Below are 16,253 nucleotides of genomic sequence, written 5' to 3'. Positions count from 1 at the left end.
CCCACGTTAACCTTAAAATTTTCAAATACAAGCGGCGCAGTGACAATAGCACCCTCATTATTTTTTACCCCTTTAAACTCGGAGGTTTTTCCTTTCTCCAACAGGTTCTTCATCTCTTTTTCGTCGAGAAAGATACCATTCAATGTCCGCCAGATCTTAAAATCACATCCCCGGGCATAATGGTCGCATTGGGCTACTTTATCGTAGAGCAAAATCAATCCCTGCTCACATTTCGGACATTTTATCTTTCCTTTTTGTTGAGGTTTAACTTCCTCTTGCGCGAGAGAAATCCGCAGCGTCAACAGTTCTTTTGTAATTTTGGCCGTATAATCCTTAATATGTTTCATAAAAACATCATAGGACACTTTATTGGCTCGCATTTCCTCCAGCTTCTGCTCCCATTTACCGGTCAAGGTTACCTTGGCAATGGAACGATCTTTTACAAGATTGTATACCGCAAGTCCTTTTTCCGTTGGGATCAGTTTTTTCTTGTCGCGCTTAATATAATCCCGCTGGAAAAGTGTTTCGATAGTTGCGGCTCGTGTAGCAGGTGTACCAAGTCCACAGTCCTTCATAGCCTGCCGCATTTCATCGTCTTCAATTTCCTTTCCCGAAGTTTCCATGGCCTTCAATAAGGAGGCTTCGGTATGTATGGGTCTTGCTTTGGTAAAACGTTCGGCAAGTTCGAGGGTCAGAATCTGCAATAATTCCTCAGCTAACAGCTTCGGTAACTGCGCATTTTCATTATCCTGATCGTCATTGTTTTTATCTTCATCGGGCGCTTCGATCTGCTCCGCGGAAAGACGCCAGCCGTATTGCTTGATTACAGTACCTTTGGCGATAAGTTCAACCCCCTGCGCATCAATTGTCACGGTGGTAATATCTTTTATACATACTTCCGAGAAACTTTCCACCATGCGCTTGGCGATCATATTGTAAACATTCTGTTGCTCTTTGAGCATGGGACCCGGCTTTTCATCCGTCACCAATAGGGCGTGGTGATCGGTTACCTTTTTGTCATCGACAGAACGTTTGTTCAATTTTGCACCGATCAGATTTTTTGCGATCGACGAGATGGATTCATCTGCGGTATCCGACAAATGTTGAAAAAGTGCGCCAATTTCTTCAAAAACATCCTCACCGATGTAACGGGAACCCGTACGCGGATAAGTGATGACCTTCTTTTCGTAAAGTGTTTGCGCAATACTCAGTGTCTGATCGGCCGAATAACCATACTTCTTATTTGCATCCTGTTGCAGCGATGTCAAATCAAATAGCAAGGGCGGTTGCTCTTTTGTTTCTTTGGCTTCCACCTTTGCCACGCGGGCATTGGAACCAACGGTCAATCGCGCAATGGTTTGCTCGGCGACATCCTTTTTATCGATCTTATTGGAGGTTGCCTTAAAACTGATATTATCTTTTTCAAAACCGGCCTGAATTTTATAGAATGCCTGGGGTTTAAAGTCTTTATTTTCCAGATAGCGCGAACAGATCATGGCCAAGGTTGGCGTCTGAACGCGGCCCAAAGAAAGTAATCCTTTATTCCCGGCCGCCAAGGTGATGGCCTGCGTCGCATTGATACCGATTAGCCAGTCCGATTCCGAACGTGAACGGGCAGACATGTACAGGCTATCGTATTCCGTACCTGCTTTCAAATTGGCAAAACCTTCTTTAATGGCTTTATCCGTTTGGCTCGATATCCAAAGGCGTTTAAAAGGTACTTTAGAACCTAAAAAATAGTATATATTACGAAAGATCAATTCACCCTCCCGTCCCGCATCGGTAGCCACAATGATTTCTTCGGCCTGTTCCAACAGGGATTTTATGGTGTTGAGTTGCTTAACTGCTCCGGTATCATCCATCTGCTTGCCATCACGCTTCACTTTCTTCGATTCTAGCTTAAATGTGGATGGAATGATCGGCAAATTTGAAATTGTCCACGAATTGTATCCGTAAGCCTGTGGCGTACAGAGTTGAACCAAATGGCCAAAAGCATACGTAAAAGCATAGCCATTGCCGGCGATATAACCGTCTTTGACTTCCTTCGCCCCCATCACTCGAGCCAGATCACGCGCCACGGAGGGCTTTTCAGCAATTACAACCTTCATTTTAGATATGAGATGTTAGATTTTCGATCCGAGACTTTAGGATAATACACGCGGATATTACAGCTTGTCTCAATTTAATATTGATGTTTTAACCTTTTACCTGAAACGTCTCTATTCTATGGATGGTATTGTTATTCCCTTGATTTTACGGTACAGCTCTATGGCATAAACGTCAGTCATACCTGAAACAAAATCCAATACACAACGGATTTTGGAATACGAATCTTGTTTGTCCGTATAAAATTGTTCAGGAATTAATGCGACCAGCTTTTTATCGTAATTGTTCTTGTTCTTCTTTAGGTATGCCGGAACAAATTCTTTTAATAGGGCATCCATCACCCGGTAACCAGCAATCTCAATTTGCACAACCGTGGGCGCATTATAGATTTTTGCAATGGAAATCTTCGAGATTTTTTTCATTTGTGTAACAATGTCCTCATCTAAAGCATCCATTAACGCTGATCCGAAAGTTCCTGACAGAAATTTGTCCTGCTCACGTACAAAGACATCAACACATCCTTTAATCAAGGTATTGATCGCTTTAGCACGCAACAATGCTACACGGCTTGGGGTATCCAGCAATCCATCGAGCCTGTCGCGAAGATTTTCTTTGCCACAGAGCGGCAATAGTAATTCTTCCACTTCTTGATAGGACAATATCTTAAGATGATGTGCATCTTCCAAGTCAATAATATTGTAACAAATATCATCCGCAGCCTCCACGAGATAAACCAAAGGATGTCTTAGGTAGCCCTTTGAATTGGAAGGATCTTTTAATAATCCCAATTCATTAGCAACCTTCTCAAATGCTTTTTGTTCTTCCGTAAAAAAGCCATATTTCTTGCGATGATGGCTTTTCTTGAGGTGGCCATCAATTGCCAGACAGGGGTATTTTACAATGGAAGCCAGGGAAGTATAGGTCAATGCAAAACCTTTGGGATCCTTTCCTTGAAAGGCATGTGTCAGAATCCGTAGCGCATTGGCATTTCCTTCAAAGTGGGTCAGATCGGCCCATTCTTCGGCTGTTACCTGCTCTTGGTATTTACGTCCATCGCCATCTGTGAAATATGTGGAAATAGCGGATTCACCAGAGTGACCAAAGGCCGGGTTGCCCAGGTCATGTGACAAACATGCCGCAGAGATAATATTTCCTACCTCTTGCAAAAAAGGGTAATCATTATCCAGGTTTGGATTTTCCTCTTTCAACTGTGCATAAAACATACGTCCCAAAGAGCGTCCTACACTGGCAACTTCTAAACTATGTGTCAACCTATTGTGCACGAATACAGCGCCAGGAAGTGGAAAAACCTGCGTTTTATTCTGTAATCTCCGAAATGGGGATGAAAAGATCAAACGATCATAATCCCGTTGAAATTCCGACCGGGCCACCAGGTAACTATCTACGCTCCGATCTTCGTAACCCCAGCGCTTTGCAGAGAGCAAATCTTTCCAATTCATTTTTTCAGACATAGCGCAAACTTAGATAAATTTGCCTTTAAATACAATTATAATCATAGGAGACCGGCTCAGAAATTCCCCGAATGACTGTGCACATATCCCTATATTTTACTGCTGTTATTTACCTGTCCAGGAGTCATTTTTGCAACAGTATCCTGGATTGCATTTCAAAATGACAAATTTTACAAACAGCTGTTGTCAAAGTCATTTTTATACTGGTTATATTCTGTATCTTTAACCTAAATACCAATAGGGATTCATCATGACGAAATATCAAACACTTATTCCAAAACATTTTGAAGGTACAATTGACGGCAAAAACACGCATTTGCTCTTATTAAAAAACGAAGGGGGCATGCAAGTACTCTTAACGGACTACGGTGCGCGTATTGTCAGCATTTTGGTACCTGATAACAAGGGAAATTTGGTGGATGTTGCACTGGGCTTCGATTCCATTCAGGCCTACCTGGATTCTGATGAGAAATACCATGGCTGCACAGCGGGGCGTTTCGCCAATCGCATTGCTGAAGGCAAATTTGAAATAAACGGAAAACACTATACGCTTCCGCAAAACAATGGCAATAATTGTCTTCATGGTGGTATTTCGGGCTTTCATGATAAGGTTTGGGACAGAAGGGTCACTTATCAATCGCACGTCGAATTTTATTATGTTTCCCAAGATGGTGAAGAAGGATTTCCAGGGAATCTAAAAGTTATGGTTTCTTATACCCTAACCAGAAATAACGAGATTATTATCAAATATCATGCGCAATCGGATGCCGATACGCACGTCAACCTGACCAATCATACGTACTTCAATCTGGATGGGGAAGGCAGTGGCGACGTATTGCAGCAGATCCTTCAAATCAATTCAGATGAGGTCTTATTTGTAGACGACAACCAGATACCCAATGCAATAGTACCTGTGGAGGGCACCGCCTTCGACTTCCGCATACCAAAACCTATTGTGCAAGATATTACCGCAAATAACGAACAATTGATCGCTGCCAAAGGATATGATCATTGTTATGTCAACAACCAGCCTATTTCGCAGCCTTGTGCAACAGTCTATTCTAAAAACACGGGCATTCAGCTGGATGTCTTTACAACGGAGCCGGGCGTACAACTCTATACAGCAAACTGGATGACCGGAAATGATTTTGGCAAAAGAGGTTACAAGTATCTTCCTTATGCCGGATTCTGTCTGGAAACTCAGCATTTTCCGGATACACCCAATCAAGCGGAATTTCCTTCAACTTTGTTAAAAGCAGGCGAATCATTCGACTCCGAGACACATTTTAAGTTCTCCATAAAAAAATAAGAATATAAAACGGCCGATAAGCACATGCTTACCGGCCGTTTTATGTTGATGTGCTATTTCCTCTGTAGGGCTACAGCATATTTTTTATTTTAAAAGGTCATCCAATGCTGATTCGACTTTTTCAAAACCAAAAGTTGCTTTGACCTCACCGAACATCCGTTGAATCTGATCATTGCAGAGATTTCCAATACTTCCTTCATGGGTATGATTTACCTCTTTTGATGGCTTGAAGCGCCCTTCATCAATATCAATCCCGATAGTCCTGTAAGCCTCGCGGAAAGGAACTCCTTTCAGAACTTCATTGTTCACGACTTCAACAGAGAACAAATAATCGTATTTTGGATCGTCCAGGATATTGTCTTTAACAGAAATGTTTTCCAACATGAAAGTTGCGATTTCAAGACATTCATTGAGCGATTTAAACGCCGGGAATAAATTTTCCTTTAACAACTGAAGATCTCTATGGTAACCCGATGGCAGGTTGGTCGTCATCAGCGCAATTTCATTTGGCAAGGCCTGTATCTTATTACAACGTGAACGGATCAACTCAAAGACATCGGGATTTTTCTTGTGTGGCATGATGCTCGATCCCGTAGTCAAATGTGCCGGAAAAGAGATAAAGCCAAAATTTTGGTTGATATATAGACATACATCCATTGCAAACTTGGCCAACGTCGCCGCGATGGAACTCATGCCCTGTGCCAAGATACGTTCGGTTTTACCTCTACCCATCTGAGCATAAACCACATTGTAATTGAGGTCTTCAAATCCCAGCAATTGCGTCGTCATCGTTCTATTCAATGGAAAGGATGATCCATACCCTGCAGCAGATCCTAAAGGATTCTTATTACAAACCTTCCATGCTGCACGCATCATCTCCAGATCATCCACAAGACTTTCGGCGTAAGCACCAAACCATAATCCAAACGATGAAGGCATGGCAATCTGCAAGTGCGTGTATCCAGGGATCAGAATATGCTTATACCGCTCGCTGAGTTGGATCAATTCATTAAAAAGAGCCTCCGTATTCTGGATGATATGCTGAATCTCTGAGCGGAAGTATAATTTTAGATCGACCAAAACCTGGTCGTTACGGGATCTGCCGGAGTGAATTTTTTTACCAGCCTCTCCAATACGCTGTGTAAGCAACATTTCAACCTGCGAATGCACATCTTCTACCGAGTCTTCAATACGAAAGTCACCGGCTAAAATTTCTTTATAGATATTTTTCAGTTCTTTTTGTACAAGCGCTAGATCCTCATCGGTCATCAGGTTTATGCTATTCAACATGCGTGTATGGGCCAATGAACCCAAAACATCCGCAGCAGCAAGTTGCAGGTCCATTACGCGGTCATTGCCCACTGTAAACGATTCTACAAAAGAATCGACATCTATATTTTTTTGCCAGATTTTCATTCGTATAATTTCTTTTTGATCCTGTTATTTTCAAAAGCCTTTGGTCGGTTTAGTGTTGATTGAAGCTTCTGATAATTCTATCACATACAATTTTTACAAAAATACCAATTGCAAATGGTTATATCAATGCAAAGATTGCATACATTTTGCTCAGAAAATTGGATGAAAAACAAAAAATCAGGTGGAAAAAAAAGACTGTTACAAAAAAAATAAAATGTTAAAAGTTTGTTAAATCGCGATAAACACGCATTATAAGTAACCACTCACTTTATTTTTAAAAGTTATTTTGTCAGTTTTTTAAGTATTCCTATGTTTGTAGTGTAAGGGAGATGAAAAAATAGAAGATGGTAAGGTTAGTAAATACTTACCGCTTTAAATACACCGAAATTTCAAACCAAATATGATAGACCCCAAAGTCTTAAAACTTGAAAGAAATTACCTAACCAATTGTGAATCGAAATTTAAAGGCACGTCAAACCAAGATGTGCCTTTTTTCTTATGTCGAGTCAAGTTTCTCTTTTAATTGAAATTTTGGCTATTTTTGTTTAACATAATTGAGAATATTCAACATAAAACGTATACGATGGGAACAGAAAGCAAGAGACAGCAACGTTTTGCTGGGGTGATTCAACAGGATTTAGCAGCATTATTTCAACGCGAAGGTAATTCATGGGCTCCTGGAGCGTTTATCACGGTTACACGGGTTCGTGTTACACCTGATTTGGCAATTGCCCGTGTTTACATAAGCTTTTTGAACACAAAAACGGCACAGGAAAATATGAAGTCCATTCGTTCCAAAACATCTGAAATACGCTACAAACTGGGAGCAAAAATTAAGAACCAGGTAAAGATTGTTCCTCAATTGGAGTTCTTCCTCGATGATACCAACGAATATGTTGAACACATGGACAAACTATTTGACGAGATCGGCAAAGAACCGCGTCAGCCAGAATAATGCTATCTATCGCAGCCTGTTAAACAACCATGGTATTTGAACTGGATACGAACAGACTGGAGTTTCCACACCCAAGTTATGCAGAAGAAGATGGTTTACTCGCCGTAGGTGGAGATCTTTCGCCAGATCGTTTGCTACTGGCCTATAGTAACGGAATTTTCCCCTGGTTCAGTGATGACAGCCCTATACTTTGGTATGCCCCAGACCCCAGATTTGTGATCGATCCCTCCAAGGTCAAGATCAGCAAAAGCATGGCGAGTGTACTCCGGAAAAAAACATTTTCCTTATCGATAGACCGCAGCTTTAAAGAAGTCATTCAGCTTTGCGCGACTATCAATAGAAAAGATCAGGCTGGAACCTGGATAACCCAGGGCATGATCCAAGCATATAGTAAACTTGCGGAGCTAGGTTATGCACATTCGGTGGAAGTATGGCAAGGTGGTATACTCGTTGGCGGGCTTTATGGCGTGTTAATCAATGGTGTCTTTTGTGGAGAAAGCATGTTTTCAAAAGTCCCCAACGCTTCGAAAGCGGCCCTGATTTATCTCGCCCAAGAAATTGAACTACGTTTAATTGATTGCCAATTTCACACGGATCATTTGGAAAGCATGGGCGGTGAATACCTTTCCTTGACAGATTATTTAGCAATACTAACAAAAGACCAAAGACATGAGTAGTCCCTATCGTAAACATTTTGACATCGCTTCAGCCGTAACTTACCTCACGACACCAGGATCCGGCTTACTTTCAGGTGAAACAAAGGCTTGGCGCTCCAAAAGAGACCAAGATTTCTTTGACGCGAACAGTACCTTACGCGAACAGCAAGGTGCAACTTTAGATGCCTGTCGGGATACGCTCGGTAAATTCTTTAATTGCCCTTCCCAAAATGTGTTCTTATCAAGTTGTTTTTCCTTTGCCTTCAATGCGCTATTGGCAGGTTTACCGAAACAATCGAAAGTGCTGCTATTGGACAATGATTATCCTTCGGTTAATTTTCCTACAATTATAAGCGGTTTTGAACATCAATTTGTCAGGATGGACGAACAGCTGGAAACGAATTTATTGGACACAATAGCAACATTTAAACCAGATGTCCTTATTCTTTCCATTGTTCAATATATTTCGGGATTAAAAATAGACCTATCTTTCATACAGGAATTGAAGCATCAGCATCCCGACTTGTTGATTGTAGGCGACGGCACCCAGTTTTTGGGAACAGATCTTTTTGATTTTACGCTTTCGGGCTTTGACGCCGTATTATCCAGTGGATACAAATGGCTTATGGCTGGCTTCGGCAATGGTTTTGTTCTCTTAAGTGACAGACTCAAAGCGATACTTTATGCGGATATCCAAAAAAATTACAGCTTCCTCAACAACCAATGGATGAATAAATCTGTGGTACAACTTTGTTTTGAACCAGGGCATCTGGACACCCTGTCGCACGGAACGCTACAGCAGTCCCTTCTTCAATTGGAGGAATGGGGATTTTCCGAAACAGTGGCCTATACCCAAAAGTTAATTGCAGATGCCCGCGCTGAACTTGCCGACCGGAAACTGTTATTGGACAGCATCATCAATAGACGTCCACAGAGCAATATTTTCAATATTCAGATCAACCCCGACAATTATCAGACTCTCCTGGATGAGGGCATAAAATGCTTTCCCCGAGGATCGGGGATCCGTGTTGGATTTCATTTATACAATGATCACTCGGATCTTGAGAAGCTATTATATATTATCGACACAAAAGTAAAGTAAACATGAAATTTAGAATAGGCGACTTAGTACGGTTTGTCGATGAGCCCATTGAGGGGCATATCACATCCATGCAGCCCAACGATATTGTAGGCGTTACAGATGACACTGGTTTTGAGATTCCGGTGCCAATGGATAAAATCACTCTTGTCTTCGGTAATATGCGTCGAGCAGATGATGAACTTGACCAGCATGCGACACCACTGACACCACATCGATTTATCGAAAAAGGAATACTTTTGGCAATTTCGGGAGACCACAAAGATGGACTTGCCAAATTACATATCATCAATGAAACGAGTTTTGAGCTCCTAGTGTCCGTAGCTGAAGCTACAGCGAATAAAGTAAAAGGTATTTTCAGCAATAAAATACCGCCACACGATTCGATGCAGTTTTATACAGGCAACTTTGCAAATGTTGGGAAATGGCCTACCTTCCGTTTTCAGATCATACGGCATAGTGCTAGTTTGCAGGAACTGACCTCACCAATCAACAGAGAACAGCGTGTACGTCCTGTAGATCTAACTAATCCAAAAGTCCTGAACGAAATTTTGGATGAAAAAATATGGTCCTACGAACTGGATAAGATTGAAGAGGATTTAGGACTGGACAAGTTGAAAAATCATTTCATACCACATCGTCCAAATAAAAAATAAGCTAGATGAATTTCATCTAGCTTATTTTTTATATACCAAACGGCTTTATTTTATTCAGCTGTCGCAGAAACCTTCTTGGTGCTCAACAATAATAGTACGATGCCAACCAAATAGACAATCCAGCCCCAGCGCATGTGCAGGGATTTAGAAAGCAATTTATCGGCAAATCCCCAGCCGAAATAATTATTGATCTTAAACCAGACCGCTGTTATACTCAACAGATACCAACAGGCGGCCACTCGGGTCATCCACTGATAAGCTCGAACCGCACGGACAAAAAACAAGAGGGCAGTCACCCCGAGAATAAGTAATGTAATAAAGAACAAGTAGGCATCTACCTGATATAAATTCCAATTTCCCTTAATAGGCACTTTTAAGAATGGTGTCATGCTGGACAAAAAAGAAATGACTAGTCCAACAATGGCAAAGTATTTTTTGATAATAATCATGGTTCAAATTACTTTAAAATTGCTACGAATATAAGTTGAATATTGACACATATATAACTTGTATTTCACTTTTTGAAAAATTATTCTATTTTTAAGCGCAATTAACACTTAGAACAAATAAAAAACAAGACTAATCCAAAGATCATCAATCATTTAAATCTGGTTTTCACTTGTTTAAAAGAGATGAATATAATTTTTAGCATTTAAGCCGAATAATAAACATGAAAAGAGAAGTTGAAGAAATCGCAGCAGAACAACCTGCACAGCCTAATAAAAAGAAAAAGATCTATATTATTATTGGCGTCGTGCTATTGGTTGTCCTAGCGGGTGGCGGATATTACAACTATAGCCATCGACAAGCTATCGACGGCCTGCAGGTGGATAGTACCGCGACAGCTGTTGTAGGGTTTGACAATGCAGATCCCAAAGACCTGGAAGACGCTGATGGTTGGAGTTCACTGGAAGACTATCAACACTGGAACAATGCAATCTTCACGATTCCCGAATACGATAATATCCCGTTACGCTATAGAAGGGGTATTACAAAGATATTCATGGGTAATAACTACCTTGAACCTGTAGATGATAAACCTATATACAAGTTTACACGGATAAAAGATCGTGCTAAATCTGTTTTCTGTTATGGTAACTTTACCGATCGCAACGATTCAGACAGTTGGAATAAAGAAATGGCTTTTTTGGTAGAAAAGAACGACTATCAGAGCAGTGCCATCTGGATCATTTCAGCAAAAGGCGATATTTTATTCTGGAAGGAATATTCAAGCGAACTGCCACTCATCAACAGCTTCAAAAAGGGACAGAAAATTTTTATGGATGAGATGAAGTTAGTACCTGCTCCTGCTGATGGAATTATTGTCAAGAATAAAAATTCCAAGTACGCATTAATTTACAATAAAAACAGCAAGACCTTCGACAGCTATTACCAATACAGTGATAGTGAAATTCAGGAAGCTACCACTTCCGAAGAGGAGCCTTATGTGGAAGAATTGCAAGATGTCACCATCGACTCTGCAACTACAAATACAGGTATTAAAGAGTAGTTTATCGTATTTTATCGCTTAAAATTTTCGTCACGACAGATCGTGACGAAAATCATTCGATATTGATACGCAAAACAAACACCTGAATTACAGACATATAACCATCAAAATCGGCTATTTAAAATCTTTCTAAATTAATCCCTTTGACAGATTTTTGACACAAGCACAAAGCTTTTAAGCTACATTTGTACCGTTAAATATAAGCGAGGGATTAGAGCTTTGAAAAATCTTAAAGTATTAGCGTTTACTCATAAACATGTCGAACTAAAAGATCTAGGTAATCTAGTGATCTGCAATGAGGATTTAGAAAGTCGCCTCATCAATCTAAAGCATAGCCTAGACATTCCAGAGATCTTTTATATTGGTACTTGTAACCGAGTAGAGTTTGTATTTTATGGTGCTCACGAATTGACCCATGAATTCATTGCTGATTTTATGGGAAAATTGAACTTCTGTGTTCCTCAGGAGAGACTACAATGTTATTTAGGACAGGTCAACAAATACGAGGGTATGGATGCTTTAAACCACCTGCTTCGGATGTCATGTTCACTTGAAAGTCTTGTTGTTGGTGAAAAAGAAATTTTGGCACAGGTACGTCGGGCCTATGATCGTTGTAGAGAAGCTGGTTTTACTGGAGATTTTCTACGTCTGATGATGGATCGTCTCGTAAAAACGGCTAAAGAAGTATACACCTATACTAAAATTTCCAGAAACCCAATTTCCGTTGTCTCGCTCGCCTATCGCAAATTGCGCGAACTAAAACTGGTTGAAAACCCTAGAATCGTCATTATCGGTTCTGGAGAAACCAATCAGAACTTAGCGAAATATTTCCAAAAGAACCAAAAAGCTAAGTTCGTTATTTTCAACCGCACAATAGAGAACGCAAAGGCCTTAGCCGAAGAATTAAATGCTGAAGCTTATCCCCTAGCTGATATTGATCAGTACAAAGAAGGCTTTGATATTTTAATTACTTGCACAGGTGCTCCGACCTCCATTATTGACAACACACTTTATCAATCCTTATTAAACGGAGAAACGGATAAGAAAATAATCATTGACTTAGCCGTTCCGAATGATATTGATGCTGAAGTTCTCCAAAACAATCCGATTCATTATATCGAAGTAAGCAGCTTACAAGCTATTGCGGAGAAAAACATCCAAGAGCGTTATAACGAATTGGAGAGTGCCGAAAAGATTATACAGGACAATATCCAAGAATTTTTACCTTTAATCAAACAGCGACGTGTAGAGGTTGCTATGCGTGAGGTTCCTGAAAAGATTAAAGAAATTAAATCATTTGCGCTAAATGAAGTTTTTGCTCAAGAGGTTCAAGCCCTAACCCCCGAAGCGAGAGAAGTATTGGAAAAAGTCATCAACTACATGGAAAAGAAATACATCAAGGTTCCAATGGTTATGGCGAAAGAAATTTTGGTTAAAACTCCAGAAACGGAAAAAAACTAATACTAAGCTTCCCTTCGAACAGCGTTATATTCTATTACTTTTTGTTGCTTCCCTAGGTTTTGACCAAAGCCTATTAGCGGAATGAATCTGCGCCCATCCCGAGCTATCCTTTGACTGTTTCCTTTAAATTTCGGTTTATCAATTATTTCCTGACATATAATGACAGTAACGTGTCAACATATTCCTTCTATTTATTTATTTTTGCTCTGATAAATGGTATTAAATACATTTTTCCGAAATTGTTTATTTCCGGGGCTCAATTGAATTAAAACACATGCTGTGCTAGTTGAATACGTCGCTACTGGGGGAACATTTTGTGATTGTTTTAATAGGTAAAGTAAAATTAACGTGAATAGAAAACTAATTATTGGTACCCGGGGAAGTGTTCTTGCCATGTGGCAGGCAAATTTTGTAAAAGATCGATTGGCAGAAATCGGAATTGAAGCAGAATTAAAAGTCATTAAAACACAAGGGGATATCATTCAACACCTTCGTTTGGATAAATTAGAAGGCAAAGGATTTTTCACCAAAGAGCTTGAAGAGGAGCTTTTAAGCGGGACCATTGATTTAGCTGTACACTCACACAAAGATTTACCTACGGTCAACCCTCCGGGATTGATCATTGCAGCGGTTTCTGAGCGTGAAGATCCCGCTGAATTATTGATTATCCACAAAGATTGTGTGGATATCAAAAAACGTCTTTCATTAAAACACAATGCGACTGTTGGGACATCATCCAACCGTAGAAAAGCGCAGATCTCGGCGCTACGTCCGGATCTAGAATTTGACGATCTCCGTGGTAATTTACAGACAAGAATCCAGAAGCTACGTGATGAGCAATACGATGCTATCGTACTTGCAAAGGCAGGTATTAGCCGTATTGAAATGGATATTACAGATTTTCATGTGGAAGAGATTCCTCCTGTTGAAATTATCCCGGCACCGGCGCAAGGAGTACTTGCTATTCAGATCCGTGAAGTTGACAAGGAACTTTTTGACGCTTTACAGCCCTTAAACAATGAAGAAGTAGCAAAAACAATCTCCGTAGAACGTTTGGTATTAAATAAATTTGACGCGGGATGTCATGCGCCATTAGGCTGTTATTGCCGTAAAAGCGGTGATGAATACGAAGCTTGGGCCTCTATTGCTGACACAAGCGAAGATTTTCCTGACCGTGTTTACCTTAGAGATACCGATGCGACGCGGTTAGCGGAGCGTATTTTCAGCAAATATGCAAAGGATAGAAAATTGCCACAATCTGTATTTATTTCCCGGGAGGTAGACGAAAATTCCTATTTCGCAAGAGCAATGGCCAAGCACAATATTACTATTGAGGGCCGCTCTTTGATCAAAATATTCCCCATCATCAACAAATTGGATCCTTTTATCCTAAAACACGTGGATTGGATTATATTTTCAAGCAAGAATGGTATTGAGCACTTTTTCAATTTAGAGCCACGTTTGAGCAAAAAGACCAAGATTGGTGTCATTGGCCGTGGCTCGGAAGAGATTTTGCGCAAATATGACCGCGTTGCTGATTTCTCTGGCGACAGTGAGGGCATCAATATGGAGGAAATTGCGAAGAAATTTGCTGAATTGGCCAATGGTGGTACCGTGCTTATACCACGTGCGAAGGAATCTTTGGAGACGATCCAAAAAGCATTAAGCCCGGAGACAAAAATTATCAATATACCGGTATATGAAACGGTCTTAGAAGAAAATGTAGATCCATCCAATGCGGAGGTATTGGTCTTTACCAGTCCGAGCAATGTGGAAGCATATTTTGCAGACAACCTACTGGAACCAGGCCAAAAAGTAATCTGTATTGGCCGCTCTACCGGTGCAAAGTTTGATGAGATGAATGTCCCTTATGCACTTCCTTATTCTCCAGATGAAATAGGTCTTTCTGAAGCCGTTTTTGGATTGGAGTATTAGAATCGTATAAAGTAGTTTGTATTTCAACGTCGGTAAACGATTCCACTGACTTTGAAATAAACAACATAGATCATAAATAATCTTAATATAATGTTACAACGTCCGAGAAGAAATCGTAAATCTGCCGTGATTCGCGACATGATTCAAGAGACACGTTTAGACGCGTCAAATTTGATTTTCCCACTTTTTATCGTCGATGGGCAAAATCAAAAAACTGAGGTTAAATCGATGCCAGGCATCTATCGCTATTCAATAGACAATCTATTGAAGGAAGTGGAAAGTTGCCTGAAGTTGGGCTTACGTTCATTTGATCTTTTCCCTAACATTGAAGAGTCATTAAAAGACAAATATGCTACAGAAAGCTACCGTGATGGAAGTTTATACTTACGTGCAATTGCTGCGGTAAAGAAAAATTTTCCGGAGGCTTGTATCGTAACGGATGTTGCCATGGACCCTTACAGCAGTGACGGGCACGATGGAATTGTCGAAAACGGTGAGATCCTAAACGATGAGACATTAGAGGTATTGGGCAAAATGGCCTTGGCACATGCACAATCAGGTGCAGATATCATTGCACCATCAGATATGATGGATGGCCGCATCGGTTACATCCGTGAGCTATTGGACCATAATGGTTTTACTAACGTTTCTTTGATGTCGTATACGGCAAAATATGCTTCGGCCTATTATGGTCCTTTTAGAGATGCCTTAGGCTCGGCACCCAAGCATGGCGATAAAAAGACCTACCAGATGAATCCTGCCAATGCAAAAGAGGCGCTTATTGAAGCACAGCTCGACGCACAGGAAGGAGCGGATTTTCTGATGGTGAAACCAGGACTTCCCTACTTAGATATCGTTAAACTTCTTGCAGACAACTTCGATCTACCAATTGCAGTATATAATGTCAGTGGAGAATATGCGATGTTAAAGGCGGCAATTCAAAACGGCTGGTTAGACGAACGTGTCATCCTAGAAACGTTATTGAGCTTCAGACGTGCTGGCGCTACAGCAATCTTATCCTACCACTCCAAAGAAGTATTGGAGAAAGGTTTTATTTAACAACTTTCAGATTATCTTCGATAATCGGAATTTAACTAACAAAAGCTCGGGAATTCATTTTCGAGCTTCTGTTTTTTTAAAATATTATTTAAACCTTTTTACGACATTGCGGTCAAACAGAAAATTATAATGCGCCTTATTATGTTAAAAAGTATCATAATCAGCAGTTTCCTTTTATTGGCTCCCTCCATACATGAAACTACCTTTTACTTCTTTTTGGAAGGCAATTGGATTGCGGACAACGCTAAGCTGAAATCAATCACATTTAATAAGAATGGTGACGCCTTATTTACCTTTTCAAATTCAAACCCTCAGGGTCCCCAGACCTCAATTCATCAGAAAGTAGATAGCATTGCTATATTAAATCGCAGAAAATTTAGTGGCTACTTTTTTAGTCCAAATCTTTTTGGAAAATATAGTGATAACAAGACGGCTTTTGAGATTGAAATTAAGTCAGCAAATGAGATTATCCTGTTTGTCAATAAACAGGAAATAAAATTGCTAAAAAAAGAAGCTGTTACTCAATTTAAATAGCTAATATCAGGCTATTATGGATTCCTTACGTTTCTATGAGACTTATCTTCTTAAAAAAAGATAACTTCGCATTCAAATACATAGA

General features: G+C 40.3%; 14 protein-coding genes. 10 read left to right on the top strand and 4 right to left on the bottom strand.

Annotated elements, in window-relative coordinates; genetic code table 11:
• A partial coding sequence (locus tag B4Z47_RS12355) for a type IA DNA topoisomerase (RefSeq protein ID WP_112373886.1) occupies positions 1 to 2,108 on the bottom strand: 2,108 nt, incomplete at its 3' end.
• Between the two features lie 111 nt (positions 2,109 to 2,219).
• Complete coding sequence (locus B4Z47_RS12350) at positions 2,220 to 3,578, bottom strand: deoxyguanosinetriphosphate triphosphohydrolase (RefSeq protein WP_286727371.1); 1,359 nt, start codon at positions 3,576 to 3,578, stop codon at positions 2,220 to 2,222.
• A 250-nt stretch (positions 3,579 to 3,828) separates the two neighbouring features.
• Between B4Z47_RS12350 and B4Z47_RS12345 the strand changes: the two genes are divergently transcribed.
• On the top strand, positions 3,829 to 4,887 hold the full coding sequence (locus B4Z47_RS12345; protein ID WP_070562019.1) for an aldose epimerase family protein: 1,059 nt from the start codon (positions 3,829 to 3,831) through the stop codon (positions 4,885 to 4,887).
• Positions 4,888 to 4,971: 84 nt separating this feature from the next.
• Here B4Z47_RS12345 and argH read toward each other — a convergent pair whose 3' ends face one another.
• The gene (gene argH / locus B4Z47_RS12340) at positions 4,972 to 6,303 is read right to left on the bottom strand and encodes an argininosuccinate lyase (RefSeq protein WP_070562017.1); all 1,332 of its coding nucleotides are present in this window, start codon (positions 6,301 to 6,303) and stop codon (positions 4,972 to 4,974) included.
• Positions 6,304 to 6,886: 583 nt separating this feature from the next.
• Here argH and rbfA point away from each other — a divergent pair.
• The 4 genes from rbfA to B4Z47_RS12320 are packed head-to-tail and all read left to right on the top strand — an operon-like array spanning position 6,887 to position 9,669.
• On the top strand, positions 6,887 to 7,258 hold the full coding sequence (rbfA, locus tag B4Z47_RS12335; RefSeq protein WP_070562015.1) for a 30S ribosome-binding factor RbfA: 372 nt from the start codon (positions 6,887 to 6,889) through the stop codon (positions 7,256 to 7,258).
• Between the two features lie 29 nt (positions 7,259 to 7,287).
• Complete coding sequence (gene aat, locus B4Z47_RS12330) at positions 7,288 to 7,935, top strand: leucyl/phenylalanyl-tRNA--protein transferase (RefSeq protein ID WP_286727370.1); 648 nt, start codon at positions 7,288 to 7,290, stop codon at positions 7,933 to 7,935.
• Complete coding sequence (locus B4Z47_RS12325; protein ID WP_286727369.1) at positions 7,928 to 9,016, top strand: aminotransferase class V-fold PLP-dependent enzyme; 1,089 nt, start codon at positions 7,928 to 7,930, stop codon at positions 9,014 to 9,016. The genes aat and B4Z47_RS12325 overlap by 8 nt, the downstream gene beginning before the upstream one ends.
• A gap of 2 nt (positions 9,017 to 9,018) precedes the next feature.
• Complete coding sequence (locus B4Z47_RS12320) at positions 9,019 to 9,669, top strand: hypothetical protein (RefSeq protein WP_070562009.1); 651 nt, start codon at positions 9,019 to 9,021, stop codon at positions 9,667 to 9,669.
• A 50-nt stretch (positions 9,670 to 9,719) separates the two neighbouring features.
• Here B4Z47_RS12320 and B4Z47_RS12315 read toward each other — a convergent pair whose 3' ends face one another.
• Positions 9,720 to 10,118 carry a hypothetical protein gene (locus B4Z47_RS12315; RefSeq protein ID WP_070562007.1) on the bottom strand — a complete coding sequence of 133 codons (399 nt, stop codon included), beginning with the start codon at positions 10,116 to 10,118 and terminating at the stop codon, positions 9,720 to 9,722.
• A 221-nt stretch (positions 10,119 to 10,339) separates the two neighbouring features.
• Here B4Z47_RS12315 and B4Z47_RS12310 point away from each other — a divergent pair, with 221 nt between their 5' ends.
• The 5 genes from B4Z47_RS12310 (at position 10,340) to B4Z47_RS12290 (ending at position 16,168) form a co-directional block, all read left to right on the top strand.
• Entirely contained in the window at positions 10,340 to 11,179 is an 840-nt protein-coding gene (locus B4Z47_RS12310) for a hypothetical protein (RefSeq protein WP_070562005.1), read from the top strand.
• A 219-nt stretch (positions 11,180 to 11,398) separates the two neighbouring features.
• On the top strand, positions 11,399 to 12,640 hold the full coding sequence (gene hemA, locus B4Z47_RS12305; protein ID WP_070562003.1) for a glutamyl-tRNA reductase: 1,242 nt from the start codon (positions 11,399 to 11,401) through the stop codon (positions 12,638 to 12,640).
• Between the two features lie 348 nt (positions 12,641 to 12,988).
• Positions 12,989 to 14,575 carry a hydroxymethylbilane synthase gene (hemC, locus tag B4Z47_RS12300; RefSeq protein WP_070562001.1) on the top strand — a complete coding sequence of 529 codons (1,587 nt, stop codon included), beginning with the start codon at positions 12,989 to 12,991 and terminating at the stop codon, positions 14,573 to 14,575.
• 90 nt (positions 14,576 to 14,665) lie between these two features.
• A complete protein-coding gene (gene hemB / locus B4Z47_RS12295; protein WP_070561999.1) occupies positions 14,666 to 15,634 on the top strand; it encodes a porphobilinogen synthase in 969 nt (322 codons plus the stop codon).
• A gap of 141 nt (positions 15,635 to 15,775) precedes the next feature.
• Positions 15,776 to 16,168: a hypothetical protein gene (locus B4Z47_RS12290; RefSeq protein WP_139144909.1), complete on the top strand. Its 393-nt coding sequence runs from the start codon at positions 15,776 to 15,778 to the stop codon at positions 16,166 to 16,168.
• The last annotated feature ends 85 nt before the right edge of the window (positions 16,169 to 16,253 follow it).

The organism is Sphingobacterium sp. UBA2610 (assembly GCF_002339225.1).
Classification (GTDB): Bacteria; Bacteroidota; Bacteroidia; order Sphingobacteriales; family Sphingobacteriaceae; genus Sphingobacterium; species Sphingobacterium multivorum.
This window is presented reverse-complemented; position numbering and strand designations above follow the sequence as displayed.

Excerpts from the sequence above, each read along its gene's own strand:
- B4Z47_RS12325 (WP_286727369.1), top strand. The coding sequence starts at position 7,928 with ATGAGTAGTCCCTATCGTAAACATTTTGACATCGCTTCAGCCGTAACT.
- B4Z47_RS12315 (WP_070562007.1), bottom strand. The coding sequence starts at position 10,118 with ATGATTATTATCAAAAAATACTTTGCCATTGTTGGACTAGTCATTTCT.
- argH (WP_070562017.1), bottom strand. The coding sequence starts at position 6,303 with ATGAAAATCTGGCAAAAAAATATAGATGTCGATTCTTTTGTAGAATCG.
- B4Z47_RS12345 (WP_070562019.1), top strand. The coding sequence starts at position 3,829 with ATGACGAAATATCAAACACTTATTCCAAAACATTTTGAAGGTACAATT.
- B4Z47_RS12320 (WP_070562009.1), top strand. The coding sequence starts at position 9,019 with ATGAAATTTAGAATAGGCGACTTAGTACGGTTTGTCGATGAGCCCATT.
- B4Z47_RS12350 (WP_286727371.1), bottom strand. The coding sequence starts at position 3,578 with ATGTCTGAAAAAATGAATTGGAAAGATTTGCTCTCTGCAAAGCGCTGG.
- rbfA (WP_070562015.1), top strand. The coding sequence starts at position 6,887 with ATGGGAACAGAAAGCAAGAGACAGCAACGTTTTGCTGGGGTGATTCAA.
- B4Z47_RS12290 (WP_139144909.1), top strand. The coding sequence starts at position 15,776 with ATGTTAAAAAGTATCATAATCAGCAGTTTCCTTTTATTGGCTCCCTCC.
- aat (WP_286727370.1), top strand. The coding sequence starts at position 7,288 with ATGGTATTTGAACTGGATACGAACAGACTGGAGTTTCCACACCCAAGT.
- B4Z47_RS12310 (WP_070562005.1), top strand. The coding sequence starts at position 10,340 with ATGAAAAGAGAAGTTGAAGAAATCGCAGCAGAACAACCTGCACAGCCT.
- hemB (WP_070561999.1), top strand. The coding sequence starts at position 14,666 with ATGTTACAACGTCCGAGAAGAAATCGTAAATCTGCCGTGATTCGCGAC.